The sequence below is a fragment of the Massilia sp. 9096 genome (genome assembly GCF_000745265.1).
In the GTDB taxonomy this organism is placed as follows: Bacteria; Pseudomonadota; Gammaproteobacteria; order Burkholderiales; family Burkholderiaceae_D; genus Telluria.
In genome coordinates, this window is the sequence record NZ_JQNN01000001.1 from 2,899,537 (window position 1) to 2,912,810 (window position 13,274).

General features: G+C 64.9%; 16 protein-coding genes. 7 read left to right on the plus strand and 9 right to left on the minus strand.

Translation table 11 applies throughout. The features are described from left to right. Positions 1-10 precede the first annotated feature (10 nt). Complete coding sequence (locus FA90_RS12335) at positions 11-955, plus strand: hypothetical protein (RefSeq protein ID WP_036169108.1); 945 nt, start codon at positions 11-13, stop codon at positions 953-955. A 57-nt stretch (positions 956-1,012) separates the two neighbouring features. On the opposite strand, the gene FA90_RS12340 is transcribed toward FA90_RS12335, so the two are convergent. Beyond that, positions 1,013-1,555 (minus strand): peptidylprolyl isomerase, encoded by a 543-nt coding sequence (locus FA90_RS12340; RefSeq protein ID WP_036169110.1) that lies wholly within the window; start codon positions 1,553-1,555, stop codon positions 1,013-1,015. A 93-nt stretch (positions 1,556-1,648) separates the two neighbouring features. On the opposite strand from FA90_RS12340, the gene FA90_RS12345 reads away from it, so the two are divergent. The 4 genes from FA90_RS12345 (at position 1,649) to FA90_RS12355 (ending at position 4,536) form a co-directional block, all read left to right on the plus strand. Further along, a complete protein-coding gene (locus FA90_RS12345) occupies positions 1,649-2,770 on the plus strand; it encodes a cupin domain-containing protein (RefSeq protein ID WP_036169113.1) in 1,122 nt (373 codons plus the stop codon). A gap of 25 nt (positions 2,771-2,795) precedes the next feature. Further along, positions 2,796-3,275 carry a hypothetical protein gene (locus tag FA90_RS12350; protein ID WP_036169115.1) on the plus strand — a complete coding sequence of 160 codons (480 nt, stop codon included), beginning with the start codon at positions 2,796-2,798 and terminating at the stop codon, positions 3,273-3,275. A gap of 262 nt (positions 3,276-3,537) precedes the next feature. Further along, positions 3,538-3,828: a hypothetical protein gene (locus tag FA90_RS25670; RefSeq protein ID WP_081933818.1), complete on the plus strand. Its 291-nt coding sequence runs from the start codon at positions 3,538-3,540 to the stop codon at positions 3,826-3,828. A 75-nt stretch (positions 3,829-3,903) separates the two neighbouring features. Beyond that, on the plus strand, positions 3,904-4,536 hold the full coding sequence (locus FA90_RS12355; protein WP_036169116.1) for a Vat family streptogramin A O-acetyltransferase: 633 nt from the start codon (positions 3,904-3,906) through the stop codon (positions 4,534-4,536). An 87-nt stretch (positions 4,537-4,623) separates the two neighbouring features. Here FA90_RS12355 and bamC read toward each other — a convergent pair whose 3' ends face one another. The 7 genes from bamC to FA90_RS12390 all read right to left on the minus strand — a co-directional run bounded on the left by bamC (position 4,624) and on the right by FA90_RS12390 (position 10,553). Continuing rightward, a complete protein-coding gene (gene bamC, locus FA90_RS12360) occupies positions 4,624-5,772 on the minus strand; it encodes an outer membrane protein assembly factor BamC (RefSeq protein WP_081933819.1) in 1,149 nt (382 codons plus the stop codon). A 19-nt stretch (positions 5,773-5,791) separates the two neighbouring features. Next, complete coding sequence (dapA, locus tag FA90_RS12365) at positions 5,792-6,685, minus strand: 4-hydroxy-tetrahydrodipicolinate synthase (protein WP_036169118.1); 894 nt, start codon at positions 6,683-6,685, stop codon at positions 5,792-5,794. A 125-nt stretch (positions 6,686-6,810) separates the two neighbouring features. Next, positions 6,811-7,365, minus strand: coding sequence for a bifunctional 2-polyprenyl-6-hydroxyphenol methylase/3-demethylubiquinol 3-O-methyltransferase UbiG (locus tag FA90_RS12370; protein WP_036169120.1), 555 nt, complete (start codon positions 7,363-7,365; stop codon positions 6,811-6,813). Then, a complete protein-coding gene (locus tag FA90_RS12375; RefSeq protein WP_036169123.1) occupies positions 7,358-8,308 on the minus strand; it encodes a tryptophan--tRNA ligase in 951 nt (316 codons plus the stop codon). The genes FA90_RS12370 and FA90_RS12375 overlap by 8 nt, the downstream gene beginning before the upstream one ends. Before the next feature lie 4 nt (positions 8,309-8,312). Continuing rightward, positions 8,313-8,966, minus strand: coding sequence for a site-2 protease family protein (locus FA90_RS12380; RefSeq protein ID WP_036169125.1), 654 nt, complete (start codon positions 8,964-8,966; stop codon positions 8,313-8,315). A 75-nt stretch (positions 8,967-9,041) separates the two neighbouring features. Next, entirely contained in the window at positions 9,042-9,665 is a 624-nt protein-coding gene (locus tag FA90_RS12385; RefSeq protein WP_036169126.1) for an L-threonylcarbamoyladenylate synthase, read from the minus strand. A 54-nt stretch (positions 9,666-9,719) separates the two neighbouring features. After that, positions 9,720-10,553, minus strand: coding sequence for a 3',5'-nucleoside bisphosphate phosphatase (locus FA90_RS12390; RefSeq protein WP_036169127.1), 834 nt, complete (start codon positions 10,551-10,553; stop codon positions 9,720-9,722). Between the two features lie 267 nt (positions 10,554-10,820). Here FA90_RS12390 and pepA point away from each other — a divergent pair, with 267 nt between their 5' ends. After that, positions 10,821-11,663 carry a flocculation-associated PEP-CTERM protein PepA gene (gene pepA / locus FA90_RS12395; RefSeq protein ID WP_036169128.1) on the plus strand — a complete coding sequence of 281 codons (843 nt, stop codon included), beginning with the start codon at positions 10,821-10,823 and terminating at the stop codon, positions 11,661-11,663. Between the two features lie 49 nt (positions 11,664-11,712). Here pepA and FA90_RS12400 read toward each other — a convergent pair whose 3' ends face one another. Then, a complete protein-coding gene (locus tag FA90_RS12400; RefSeq protein ID WP_036169130.1) occupies positions 11,713-12,588 on the minus strand; it encodes an alpha/beta fold hydrolase in 876 nt (291 codons plus the stop codon). 160 nt (positions 12,589-12,748) lie between these two features. On the opposite strand from FA90_RS12400, the gene FA90_RS12405 reads away from it, so the two are divergent. Then, the gene (locus FA90_RS12405) at positions 12,749-13,273 is read left to right on the plus strand and encodes a gamma carbonic anhydrase family protein (protein WP_036169132.1); all 525 of its coding nucleotides are present in this window, start codon (positions 12,749-12,751) and stop codon (positions 13,271-13,273) included. Position 13,274 lies beyond the last annotated feature (1 nt).

Here is a 13,274-nt window from a genome sequence, read left to right on the forward strand (position 1 = left end):
TCGCAGCACCATGCTGCGCATCCGTCCGCTTGCCGCCCTCCTCTTTCTTGCCCTGCTCGTGGCGGCCGGTCCGGCTGCGGCCGACGGCCAGCCCGACGAAGCCTACCGCTTCGCCATCATCGGCCACGGCTTTGCCGATACCGGCGAAGCCCACCTGCAGCGCGCGATCGAAGCCACCGCCGACAAGACGGTGGCCTTCGTCGTCGTCACCGGCATCAAGGGCAACCAGGAAGCCTGCACCGACAAGCTGTACCAGAAGCGTTTCCAGCTGATCGCCGATGCGCCGCGCGCGACCATCATGCTGCCGGCCGGCAGCGATTGGACCGAATGCAAGAACACGGCCGGCCGTTCGAACGCGATCGAGCGCCTGAACCGCCTGCGCGAACTGTTCTACGGCGAGCCCAATTCGCTCGGCATGAACAAGGTCGCGCTGACGCGCCAGTCGATGAGCCCGCGCTGGCGCAGCTACGCCGAGAATTCGCACTGGTCGGTCGGCAAGGTGCTGTATGCGACCGTCAACGTCCCGGCCGACAACAACCACTACCTGAACGAGGCCGGCCGCAACAGCGAGTACGAAGACCGGCTGGTGGCCAACCGCTTCTGGCTGCATCGCTTGTTCGCGATCGCGCGGCGCGACAAGCTGGCGGCGGTGGTGCTGTTCACGGAAGGCGACCTGAGGGCGCTGTCGCAGCCGACCGGCCTGCGCGCATTGCTGCGCGAAGCGCTGCCGGAGAACGACGGCTTCGCCGAGACGCGGCGCGAGGTACTGGCGCTGGCACAAAAGTTCTCGGGCAAGGTGCTGCTGGTCGACAGCGCACGCCTGGCCAGGGGCGCGAAACCGGCGATCGAGTGGCGCGGCAACGTCGGCCACATCTCGGCCGGGGGACAGGCGCTGGAGATGGAAGTGGATGCGGGGAGCAAGACCTTGTTCAAGGTCGAGAAGTCGGGAAAATAATCGTCGCGCCCGGCACTGCCGGACACCCCGGCGCAGGCCGGGGGGACAGCAACGCTATCAGTTCAGCGGCTGGCTGCGAAAGTGATCGCCTTCTTCGCCGTCGTCGTCGTCGCCGTGACCATGGTCATGGCCGTGGGCGCCATGCACGTGGCCGTGCTGGATTTCTTCCGCGGTCGCCGCACGCACGTCGATCACCGACAGTTCGAAACGCAGGGCCATGCCGGCCAGCGGGTGGTTGCCGTCCAGGACGACCTTGTCGTCGGCGATTTCGGTGACCGTGAAGATGGTCGGCTCGTCCTCGGCGCCGTCGGCCACGCCTTCGAACTGCATGCCGACTTCGAGTGGCTCCGGCAGGCGGTTGCGGTCTTCGACCTTGACCATGTTCGGATCGTAGTCGCCGAACGCGTCTTCCGGCTCGAGCTGGATGGTCGACGTGTAACCCACGTCCTTGCCGTCCAGCTCTTCTTCGATCTTCGGCAGCGTGTTTTCGTAGCCGCCATGCAGGTAGACCATCGGCTGGGCGCCGTCTTCGATCAGGTTGTTCTGGGCGTCGGAGAGTTTGTAGTTCACCGATACAACCGTGTTCTGGGCAATCTTCATTGCGGAATCCTTTCGTGGGTAAGGTGCGGATTATAACCTGCAGATTTTCGAGGCCTCTTGGAGATCGTAGTTTAAGCCTGGTTATAATGGCGAATGCAAAAATTACAGCTTCTCGGGGATATTACCCCAGCTCAGTTTCTTCGCGATTACTGGCACAAGAAACCGCTCCTGATCCGTCAGGCCATTCCCAACTTCAAGCCGCTGCTCAAGTTCGAGAAGCTGGCCGAACTGGCGCAGCTGAACCACGTCGAATCGCGCCTGGTCACGCTCGCCGACGGCCAGTGGGACATGCAGCACGGCCCGCTGACCCAGCTGCCGCCGCGCACCCAGCGCGAATGGACCATGCTGGTGCAAGGCATGAACCTGCACGAGCCGAAGATCGATGCGTTGCTGCGCCAGTTCCGCTTCGTGCCGGACGCCCGCCTGGACGACCTGATGATCAGCTACGCCAGCGATGGCGGCGGCGTCGGTCCTCACTTCGACTCCTATGACGTGTTCCTGTTGCAGGCGCAGGGCCGCCGCCGCTGGCGCATCGGCGCGCAACAGGACCTGTCGCTGGTCGAAGGCCTGCCCCTGAAAATCCTCGCCAACTTCGAGCCCGAGCAGGAATTCGTGCTGGAGCCGGGCGACATGCTCTACCTGCCGCCCCAGTATGCCCACGACGGCATCGCCGAGGGCGAGTGCATGACCTATTCGATCGGTTTCCGCGCGCCGTCGTTCCAGGAACTGGGCGAGGCCTTCCTGCAATTCATGGCCGATTCGATCGACCTGCCCGGCCGCTACGCCGACCCCGGCCTTCAACACGCCAAGAACCCGGCCGAGATCCCGCGCGAGATGCTGGCCAGCGTCACCGAGGAACTCAACAAGGTGCGCTGGGACGAGGAAGACGTCACCATCTTCCTGGGCGAATACCTGTCCGAGCCGAAGCACAACGTGTTCTTCACCCCGGTGGCCAAGCCGCTGACGGTCGGCCGTTTCATGGAGCAGGCGGCCAGGAAGGGCCTCAAACTCTCGCCCAAGACCTTGATGCTGTACCGCGGCAAGCACGTGTTCATCAACGGCGAGTCGTTCGCCGTCGGACGCGCGGACAAGACCGTGCTCGACGTGCTGGCCAACGCGCGCGCGCTCGAGGGCGCGATGCTCGGGCAGGCATCCGACGACGTGCTCGACGCGCTCTACACCTGGTACCAGGACGGCTGGCTGGAACTGGGCTGAAGCACTGACCAGGGAGCCACATCGGATGAACGCGCCCTCGAGCATCGGCTTCGACAGCCGCGCCGGCTTCCAGCAGCGGCTGCGGGAGCTGATGCGGCGCAGTTTCGTCACCCTCGACCTGTTCGATCCGGACCTGGCGCTGTTCCAGCTCGGCGCATCGGACGTAGATGCCGAACTGCGCCGTTTCCTCCATGCCGGCGGCTTCCTGCGCCTGGCGATGCATTCAAGCGCCCACCTGGCACGCCACGCGCCGCGCTTCCCGCGCCTGCTGCGCGACTACAGCCATCGCATCGAGTGCCGCCTGACGCCGCGCAGCCTGCGCCAGCTGACCGATTCCTTCGCGATCGGCGATGGGATGCACGTGGTGCGGCGCTTTCACAGCGCCCATCTGCGTGGCGAGGCAGCGTTTGATGCACCGCAAGAAATCGAACTGCCGCGCGCACGATTCCTGGCGCTCTGGCAGGATGCCGAGCCCGGTCTGCAGCCGACCATCACAGGCTTGTAACGACAAAATTTTGCTTAAAAACAAAGACTTGCGTTACGGTCACATCTTGTAACAAAATAAAGCTTGTTTCGTTAGACAATAGTTACAACTTGGCACGACTTTTCTATTGCGATTCAGTAAATTTGGCTATAATATCGGGTTAGGAAGGTTCCGTTGTTGTAGGCACTTTTTCCAAGTTAATAAAGCTACGAGAATTCCTAACGAGCGATAATTACCGGTAATTATTCATCGCACCACCTTTCGAATTAATTAAGGAAAAACCATGAAAAAATCTCTGCTGATCGTTTCCCTGCTGGCTGTTGCCCTGGCTGCTTGCAGCAAGAAAGAAGAAACCACCGTGACCCCGGCTGCTCCGGCTGCTGACACCGCTGCTGCTCCGGCTGCTGCTCCGGCCGCCGCTCCGGCTGCTGACGCAACCGCTACCCCGGCTGCTCCGGCTGCTGGCACCGACGCTGCTGCTGCTGGCGCCGCTGCTCCGGCTGCTTCGACCACCGAAAGCACCACCACCACCACGACCACCCCGGCTGCTGCTGCTCCGGCTGCGTCGAAGTAATCAGAGCTCTGCTCGATTCGAAAGCCGGCCTTCGGGCCGGTTTTTTTTCGTCCCGATGAACGTGAAGGAGTCACCATGCACGGCCCCGATGCCGGCAACCCTTATCCGATGCCCGGTTTCCCGCAAGTGTGCTTTCTCAAGAACGTGATCACGCGGCCGAACATCGAGGTCGGCGACTTCACCTATTACGACGACCCGGACGGCGCGCACCACTTCGAGAACAACGTGCTGTACCATTTCCCCTTCATCGGCGACCGCCTCGTGATCGGGAAATTCTGCGCCATCGCGCGTGGCGTCAAATTCATCATGAATGGCGCCAATCACCAGATGAACGGCATCTCGACCTATCCCTTCTTCATCTTCGGCAATGGCTGGGAAAGCACCCGGCCGGAACCCGGGGACTTGCCATACAAGGGCGATACCGTGATCGGCAACGACGTCTGGATCGGTTACGACGCCATGGTCATGCCGGGCGTGACGATCGGCGACGGCGCCATCGTGTCGGCGCGCTCGGTGGTGACCGGCGACGTGCCGCCGTATGCCATCGTCGGCGGCAATCCCGCGCGCGTGCTGCGCGAACGCTTCGATGCCGACAGCGTGCGGCGGTTGCTGGCGATCGCCTGGTGGGACCGCCCGCTCGACTGGATCACGCGCCATCTCGGCCTGATCCGCGCGGCCGACGTCGGCGCGCTCGAAGCCGCAAAATAAAAAACCCCGATCGCCGGCGTGGCGTTCGGGGTTGTCTGCCTGCAGGCCGGCTTGGCGCCGCCCTGCAGGCACGTGGCCTGTTACAGCTTACTTCAGTTCGCCCACCAGCAGACTCAGGATCTTGGCGCCGGTCGGCGAGGTTTCCGGCTTGCCGTCGTTGGTCTGGACCGTCACGTCGCTGCTGGTCGCGCCCTGGGCGGCAGAGACGATCACGCGGTAGCGCTGGGCTTCCTTGTTCTTGTCTTCGTTGCCGAACAGCTTGCTGAAGAAGCCCGGCTCCTTGACCGAATCCGGATCGACGTAGCGCACGAAGTAGATGCCTTGCACGCGGTCGCGGTCTTCCACGGTGAAGCCGACGCGGTCGAGCGCCAGGCCGACACGGCGCCATGCGCGGTCGAAGCCTTCGTCGACGATGACCTTGTTGCCTTCCAGCTTGGCGTGCTGCACTTCCGGCGCGGCGTCGGCGGCGGCGACCGTCGCTTCGGCTTGCTTGACCTTGTCGCCATTCAGCTTGGCCATCAGGCGCGCCAGGAATTCGGCTTCCAGGCCCGGGTCGTTCGGACGCACGGTCCAGGTCGTGGTTTCCTTTTGCGGACCGGTCAGCACCTCTTCGGCGCCACGGTGGCTGATGTAGATTTCCGTCGAACCGTCGGCGCGGCGCTCGAGGCGGGTGCGGAACTTGTCGCGCTCGCCGGTCGAGTAAGCCGAATCGAACACCTTGCCGATCGTGCGGCGGATGATGTCGACCGGGATCTTGGAGCGGTTCTCGGCCCAGTTGGTTTCCATCACGCCGGTCTGGGCGTTTTCGATTTCCACCGTGAAGCCCGAGTCGTGCCAGAACTGTTCCAGTTGCGGCCACAGCTGTTCCGGGGTCTGGCCGACCACCAGCCAGCGCTCGTTGCCGGAACGCTCCAGGCGCACCTTGTCGGTCGAGACCGGGCCGACCTGGCCGGCGGCCGGGGCAACGCCGGCGCCCACTGCGGCGGCCGGGCCGGCTGCGGCGTTGCGCTGCTGCTGGAAGCCCGAGGCGGTGGCGACACCGCGCTCCGGCACCGCGTAGCGGTTGTCCTTTTCGAGCTGGGTCAGGTCGGGCGGCACGTCGAGCGCGGCGACCTTTTTGGTCGTGGCCGACTGGTAATCCACCTTATTCGATTCGAACACGGTCGTGCAGGCGGCCAGGCTGAGCGCCATCGTGGTCAGCGCGGCGGTGCGGGTGATATTCTTGCTTTTGATCATATTCGCTAAAGCTCGTTCATCAAAGGACGCCGGCTTCGCGCAGCGCGGCGCGAACGGTGTCGTGGTATTGCGCGGACAGCGGCGCCAGCGGCAGGCGCAGCCCGGCCGGCATCTTGCCCATTTCGGCCAGCGCCCACTTCACGGGCACCGGATTCGGCTCGACAAACAGCTTGCTGTGCAGCGACAGCACGCGGTTGTTGATTTCGATGGCGCGCGCGATCTGGCCCGACATCGCCGCGGCGCACATCTCGCTCATCGCGCGCGGCGCCACGTTGGCGGTGACGGAGATGTTGCCGGCGCCGCCGCACAGCATCAGCGCCAGCGCACTGGCATCGTCGCCCGAGAACACGCCGAATGGCTTGTTGCCGGCGAACGAACGGTCGAGCTCGCGCAGCAGTTCGATGCCGCGCGCCAGGCTGCCGGTCGCATCCTTGATGCCGATAATGTTGTCGATCGGCGCCAGGCGCAGCACGGTCTCGGTGCTCATGTCGGCGACGGTACGGCCCGGCACGTTGTACAGGATCACCGGCAGGTCGACGGATTCGGCGATCGCCTTGAAGTGGCGGAACATGCCTTCCTGCGTCGGGCGATTATAGTACGGGACCACTTGCAGCGAAGCATTTGCGCCGACGTCCTTAGCGTGACGGGTCAGCGCGATCGCTTCGGCGGTCGAGTTGCCGCCGGTGCCGGCGATGACCGGAATGCGCCCCGCGACGTGCTCGACCGCCAGCTTGACCAGTTCGCAGTGTTCGTCCGGGCTGACGGTGGCCGACTCGCCGGTGGTGCCGACGATGCAGATCGCGTTCGTGCCTTCCGCAATATGCCAGTCGATCAGTTTGCGCAGGCTGTCCTTGTCGACAGTGCCATCTTCAAACATCGGCGTGACGATTGCTACTATGCTGCCCTTAATCATAATCAGTGGACCGTGCCGTTAATAAATAAAAAGCTGATTGTAGCGGATAGCCCGAGGTTATGGTTCATTCCAGCCCAAGATTAATAGCGCGGCCACGGCACTGTTACAGCTCATTTACAAATCCTTCAGGCATCCAGCCGCGCCGCCGCCGGATCGAACCGCGGCGCCGCCGCGCACAGGCGTTGCACGCGCGCCGGCCTGGGCTGGGCCGTCACGCCGTCCTCGTACGCGATGACGTGCAGGCCGGCCTGGCGCGCGAACTCGAGCAGCTCGCCGGGCGCCAGCAGGAAGGCCGGATTGGATGGTTTGCCGAAGACTTCGTTCCCCTGGCCGAAGGTTTCGTAGACCAGGACGCCACCCGGCGCGAGCGCGCGCGCGAGCCCCGCCATCAACGGCCGGTGCAGGTAGTTGGTGACGACGATGCCGGCAAAACGCCCATCCGCGAACGGCCAGGCCGCGCCGGGCGCTTCCAGGTCGTATTCGACGGTGGCGATGCCCTGCCCCGCGCCCTGGCGGACGCGCGCCAGCGCCTGCGGGTCGCGGTCGAGCGCGAGCACCGGGTGGCCCAGCGCGGCCAGCAGGCGCGCATGGCGTCCGCCGCCGCACGCCAGGTCGAGCGTCTCGCCGGGCGGCATGATGGGCGCGAAGCGCGCGACCCAGGCGGATGGTAAATCAACCATACGACAAGCCCATCGCCTCGCGCACGTCGCGCATGGTCTCCTGGGCCAGTTTACGCGCCTTGTCGCAGCCGTCGGCGACGATGGCGCGCACCAGCGACGGATCGTCCAGGTAGGGCTGGGCGCGTTCGCGCACCGGCGCCTGCTCGGCCAGCACGGCGTCGATCACCGGCTGCTTGCACTCCAGGCAGCCGATGCCGGCGCCGGTGCAGCCCTTGACCACCCAATCCTTCGTACTCGCGCCCGAATACACCTCGTGCAGCCGCCACACCGGGCATTTCAGAGGGTCGCCCGGGTCGGTGCGGTGCACGCGCGCCGGGTCGGTCGGCATGGTGCGGATCTTCCTGGTGACGCCGGCCGGGTCTTCGCGCAGCGCGATCGCATTGGCGTAGCTCTTGCTCATCTTGCGGCCGTCCAGGCCCGGCAGGCGCGACGCCTCGGCCAGCGTGACCTGCGGCTCGACCAGGATGATCTTGTGACCGCCCTCGAGGTAGCCGAACAGGCGCTCGCGGTCGATGTTCGACAGGCTGCCGGCGTCATCGAGCATGGCCTGGGCCTGCTCGAGTGCGGCGGCGTCACCTTCCTGGCGGTAGGCGGTGCGCAGCTCGGCGTACAGCCTGGCGCGCTTGCTGCCCAGCTTACTGACCGCGTCGAGCGCCTTTTGCTCGAAGTCCGGCTCCTTGCCGTACAGGTGATTGAAGCGGCGTGCGATCTCGCGCATCATCCCGATGCCGGCCGCCAGCCAGTCGACCACCATGTCCCAGGTGTGCTTCTCGATGATCGCCGGGCCGTCGTAATGCGTGGTCGGCGCGTGCCAGTCGGCCACGAAGAACAGGCAGGGCAGCTCCGACTGCATGCGGATCCAGTTCTTCAGCGCCCCATGGTAGTGACCGAGGTGCAGCAGCCCGGTCGGCCGCATGCCGGAAACGACGCGATCGGGATACATCGGCTCAGGTCAGCAGGAAGTTCAGCGGCGAGACGATCGCGTTCAGCAGCACTTCGCCGAGCACGCCGAAGATCGCCAGCCAGTAGCCGATCACGTGGGTCACGATCAGCACCAGCAGGATGATCAGGCCGTAGGGCTCGAGGCGCGCGTACTTGTAGGCGGCCTTGTGCGGCAGCAGGCTGAACACGACGCGTCCGCCGTCCATCGGCGGGATCGGCAGAAGGTTGAAGGCCATCAGCCACAGGTTGGTGGTAATGCCGGCCTGCGCCACCAGGGTCGGGAAGCGCTCGTTGACCTGGAAATGCTGCAGCAGGATGCCGAACACGGCCCAGATCACGGCCATCACGAAGTTGGCGGCCGGGCCGGACAGCGCGACCCAGGCCATGTCGCGCTTCGGGTTGCGCATCTGGCCGTAGTCGATCGGCAGCGGCTTGGCGTAGCCGAACACCGGCAGGCCCATCAGATAAAGCACCGCCGGAATGACGATCGTGCCGACCAGGTCGATGTGGGCGAGCGGATTGAAGGTGGTGCGGCCGGCGGCGTGGCCAGTGTTGTCTCCGAAGTGCCGTGCGACGAAGGCCTGGACGGCGTCGTGCATCGTGAGCGCGAAAATGATCGGAAGTGCGTAGACCGCGAGGTTGCGTATGAGTTCATCCATAAGCTGCGATTCTAGCAGAGCACGCGCCGCAAGCGCTCGCGGCGTTGGCGGCGTCCCTCTTTTTTACCGCCGGATCTACAAGCCGAACGCCGCCGGATCGCCGCGTCCCGCGCGCAGCAGCACCGGCTCCAGGCCGGTCAGGTCGACGATGGTGGTCGGCTCCAGCGTGCCGGCGCCGCCATCGATGATCAGGTCGATCTGCTTGCCGAGGCGCTCGCGCACCTCGTCCGGATCGGACAGCATGTGGTCGTCGCCGGGCAGCTGCAGCGTGGTGCCGATCAGCGGCTGGCCCAGCTCGCCCAAAAGCGCCAGCAGGATCGCGTTCTCGGGCACGCGGATGCCGATCGTCTTGCGCGACGGGTGCGACAGCCGGCGCGGCACCTCGTGGGTCGCGTCCAGGATGACGGTGTACGGCCCCGGCGTGCTGGCCTTGAGCAGGCGGTACTGGCGGTTGTCGACGCGCGCGTAGGTCGAGATTTCGGACAGGTCGCGCACCAGCAGCGTCAGATGGTGTTTCTCGTCGACGCCGCGGATCCGGCGCAGCTTCTCGACCGCGGATTTATCGTCGAGACGGCATACCAGCGCATACGCCGAATCGGTCGGGACCGCGACGATGCCGCCCGATTCGATGATCTGGGCGGCCTGGCGGATCAGGCGCGGCTGCGGGTTCTCGGGGTGGATTTCGAAAAATTGACTCATGGCGCGGAAATGCGGACGCGGTGGAGAAAGTTCAAGCCCAAGCTGGCGCCGCCTTCAGAACCAGTCATGCCACACCGGCGTCAGGCCGGCCGGCAGCGGCGGCAGCTTGTCGAATTCGACGCGCGCCTCGCCGGGGGCGTGGAAGTCGGTGCCGCGCGAGGCCATGAAACCGTAGCGGCGCGCGATCTCGGCATAGGTCGCGTACTGGTCCGGCGTGTGACTGCCGGTCACCACCTCGATGGTCTTGCCGCCCAGGCCGATGAATTCGTCGAAAAGCGCGCCTTCGGCGGTGCGGTCGAACGGATAGCGGCCCGGGTGGGCGATCACCGGGATGCCGCCGGCGCCCCGGATCCAGCCGACCGCATCGGCCAGCGTGGCCCAGCGGTGCGGCACGTAGCCCGGCTTGCCTTCGGTCAGGTATTTGCGGAAGACCTCGGACGTGCTGGCGCACATGCCGATCTCGCACAGGTAGCGCGCGAAGTGGGTGCGCGACAGCAGGTCCGGGTTGCCGACGTATTTGACAGCGCCCTCGTAGGCGTTCGGGATGCCGGCCTGCTCCAGCTGGCGCGCGATCTCGCGCCCGCGCGCGTCGCGCCCGTTGCGGGTGGCGGCCAGGCCCTGCACCAGGGCGGCGTTGTTCTCGTCGATCTGCAGGCCGACCACGTGCACGGTCTCGTTGGCCCAGGTGACGGAAATTTCGACACCCGCCACGAAGCGCATCCCCTGTTGGGCGGCGGCGGCGCGACCGGCGCCTATACCTTTGACTTCGTCATGGTCGGTGAGCGCCCAGACATCGACGCCGCCCTTGCGGGCATAAGCGGCCACGGCGGCCGGGGCGAGCACGCCGTCGGAGACGTTGGAATGGCAGTGGAGGTCGACTTTCATGATGAGCGGTGCGTGGTATCTGATTAGGCTGTGTGAGCGTTCATTGTACGCGGATCGCCAGGCTTGCGACGGGCTTGCCCAAGCTGCATCGATTGCCGTTCATATGTCCGCTGGCGCACTGTCGGCAGACTTTACATATGCACCCCGCATGAGACTGCGCAGTTTCAGCTTCTCTATTACTAACAATGAGTTACAGAACATGGCCCGGGAATTGCTTACTAAAAGTTTCGTAAAAAGACTTTTCCCACCGATCACTAAAGGAATACCGAAATGCGCGCAATCATCAAAACCCTGGTAGGCACTGCAATCACCGTGGCAGCCATGTCGGCCGCCCATGCAGATAGCCAGCTGTTCAACTGGAACCTGAACCTGCCGGGCGGGAATGCCGTCACCGGTATCAACCAGCTGGGCTTCAACGGCGACAGCTTCATCCAGAACAACGGCTTCGGCACCGGCGACAACTTCACCTTCACCGACAACGGCATCTTCAACATCACGACCAAGAACGCCGGTACGTCGATCACCAGCAACGGCCTGGGCGGCGGCCAGCTGACCGGCAACTACTTCGGCGGCACCGGTACCGGCAGCATCAGCAGCGGCCAGATCACGTTCAACGCCGGTGGCGAACTGGACATCTACTACAACCCGACCCAGACCTATGACGGCGCCGGCGCGACCGTGGCCAACCGTGACGGCGCCACCAGCGGCACGCTGATCGCCCGCTTCACCCAGGTCGCCGGTGGCGGCGGTGCGATCAATCCGGACGGCACCCCGAACAGCAACGGCCAGCTGACCCTGAATTTCGTGTCGAGCTATTTCGCACCGGGCGTGTTCACCGATGCCAACGGCAATGCGCTGATGTCCGGCTACACCATCGGCTTCGTGACCGCCAACGCGTCGCAAGACCTGGGCAACGCCTCGAGCGCCACCGCCCGCGAAGCGCTGAGCGGTTCGGCTGACACCATGAACGCCCCGCCGGCCTACTTCTACGTCAACAACGGCGGCCAGCTGAAGCTGAACACCAGCACCAGCGCCGTGCCGGAACCGGCATCGCTGGCGATCTTCGGCGCCGGCCTGATGGGCCTGGCCTTCCTGCGTCGCCGCAAGTCGTAATTGCGCGGCTGCGTCAGCGGCATGAAAAAACCGGCTTCGGCCGGTTTTTTTACGCCAAAAATTCCTCGATCATCTGCGCCAGCAATTCCGGCTGGTCGTGATGCAGCATATGCCCCGCCTGCGGCATCATCTTCGGCGTGACGTGGGCGATCTGCGCCAGGCGGCGGTCGACCTCCGCGCGCGCCTGCTCTTTCGGCCCCATCCAGCGCCACATATCGGTGTGCTCGGCTTCGATCCACAATACCGGCGCGACGATCTTGCGCCAGCAGGCCAGCACCTCTTCCGCCTGGTACAGCAGGGGCCCGGTCATCTTGTGGGCCGGGTCGCCCAGGATTTCCCAGAGTCCCTCGCCATTGCGCGCCGCCCAGTGCCCGGCCAGGAACGCCGCGCGCGCGTTGGACAGGCGCGGATTGGTCTTCTGCAGGCGCGCCGCCACCTCGTCCAGGCTGGCATACCCGCGCATCGCCGGCGGCAGCTTGACCTCGTCGAGCCATTTGGCATAACGTCCCGGCGCCTGCTCGGGTTGGGTGGCCGGCAGCCCGAAGCCTTCCAGGTTGATCAGCCTGGCAATACGGCCGGGGCGCACGCCCGCATACACGCTGACGATGTTGCCGCCCATGCTATGGCCGAGCAGATTGACCGGCGCCCGCGGCGAATAATGGTCGAGGATGGCTTCCAGGTCGGCGAAATAATCCGGGAACCAGTAAGTGTCGCTGCCGGAGCGCTCGGACAGGCCGAAACCGCGCCAGTCCGGCGCGATCACGTGCCAGTCGCCCCGCAAGGCGTCGACCACGAACTGGAACGAGGCCGACATGTCCATCCAGCCATGCGCCATGAACAGCTTGGGCGCGTCCTCCCGGCCCCAGTGGCGCACGTGCAGGCGCAAGCCGCGGATGTCGAGGAATTCGGAGCGGGACGGGGTCATGGCGGCCTCAAAATAGTACGGTCGTTCAGATTATAGCCCAAGCTTGATTTCGCGCGGTGCATCCCCATCTGCCGGGCTTGCCGGACGATGGCGGGCGCAGGGCGTACAATGTCGGCGTTTGCAAATCACCCTTCAACCCTTCCCTTTAGCGAGCACATCCATGGCGATTTACCAGTTGGGCGATGACGCGCCTGAAATCGACGCCTCGGCTTACGTTGCCGAGTCGGCCAACCTGATCGGCAAGGTGACGATCGAGGCCGGCGGCTCGGTCTGGTTCGGGGTGACGATCCGCGGCGATAACGAGCGCATCACGATCGGCGAAAACAGCAACGTGCAGGAAGGCACGGTCATGCACACCGACATGGGTTACCCGCTCGTGATCGGCAAGAACGTGACCATCGGCCACCAGGCGATGCTGCATGGCTGCACGGTCGGCGACGGCGCGCTGATCGGCATCCAGGCCGTGGTGCTGAATGGCGCCAGGATCGGCAAGGGTTGCCTGGTCGGCGCCGGCGCCGTGGTCACCGAGGGCAAGGAATTCCCGGACAATTCGCTGATCCTGGGCGCGCCGGCCAAGGTCGTGCGCACGCTGACGGAACAGGATGCACAGCGCCTGCTCGCCAGCGCCGCCGGTTATGCGGCGCGCGGGCAGCGCTACAAGACGGATCTCAAGAAAATCGGATAAA

What these genes read in the sequence shown, in the direction of transcription:
- FA90_RS12335 (WP_036169108.1), top strand. Translation starts at nt 11, where the DNA reads ATGCTGCGCATCCGTCCGCTTGCCGCCCTCCTCTTTCTTGCCCTGCTC.
- FA90_RS12340 (WP_036169110.1), bottom strand. Translation starts at nt 1,555, where the DNA reads ATGAAGATTGCCCAGAACACGGTTGTATCGGTGAACTACAAACTCTCC.
- FA90_RS12345 (WP_036169113.1), top strand. Translation starts at nt 1,649, where the DNA reads ATGCAAAAATTACAGCTTCTCGGGGATATTACCCCAGCTCAGTTTCTT.
- FA90_RS12350 (WP_036169115.1), top strand. Translation starts at nt 2,796, where the DNA reads ATGAACGCGCCCTCGAGCATCGGCTTCGACAGCCGCGCCGGCTTCCAG.
- FA90_RS25670 (WP_081933818.1), top strand. Translation starts at nt 3,538, where the DNA reads ATGAAAAAATCTCTGCTGATCGTTTCCCTGCTGGCTGTTGCCCTGGCT.
- FA90_RS12355 (WP_036169116.1), top strand. Translation starts at nt 3,904, where the DNA reads ATGCACGGCCCCGATGCCGGCAACCCTTATCCGATGCCCGGTTTCCCG.
- bamC (WP_081933819.1), bottom strand. Translation starts at nt 5,772, where the DNA reads ATGATCAAAAGCAAGAATATCACCCGCACCGCCGCGCTGACCACGATG.
- dapA (WP_036169118.1), bottom strand. Translation starts at nt 6,685, where the DNA reads ATGATTAAGGGCAGCATAGTAGCAATCGTCACGCCGATGTTTGAAGAT.
- FA90_RS12370 (WP_036169120.1), bottom strand. Translation starts at nt 7,365, where the DNA reads ATGGTTGATTTACCATCCGCCTGGGTCGCGCGCTTCGCGCCCATCATG.
- FA90_RS12375 (WP_036169123.1), bottom strand. Translation starts at nt 8,308, where the DNA reads ATGTATCCCGATCGCGTCGTTTCCGGCATGCGGCCGACCGGGCTGCTG.
- FA90_RS12380 (WP_036169125.1), bottom strand. Translation starts at nt 8,966, where the DNA reads ATGGATGAACTCATACGCAACCTCGCGGTCTACGCACTTCCGATCATT.
- FA90_RS12385 (WP_036169126.1), bottom strand. Translation starts at nt 9,665, where the DNA reads ATGAGTCAATTTTTCGAAATCCACCCCGAGAACCCGCAGCCGCGCCTG.
- pepA (WP_036169128.1), top strand. Translation starts at nt 10,821, where the DNA reads ATGCGCGCAATCATCAAAACCCTGGTAGGCACTGCAATCACCGTGGCA.
- FA90_RS12400 (WP_036169130.1), bottom strand. Translation starts at nt 12,588, where the DNA reads ATGACCCCGTCCCGCTCCGAATTCCTCGACATCCGCGGCTTGCGCCTG.
- FA90_RS12405 (WP_036169132.1), top strand. Translation starts at nt 12,749, where the DNA reads ATGGCGATTTACCAGTTGGGCGATGACGCGCCTGAAATCGACGCCTCG.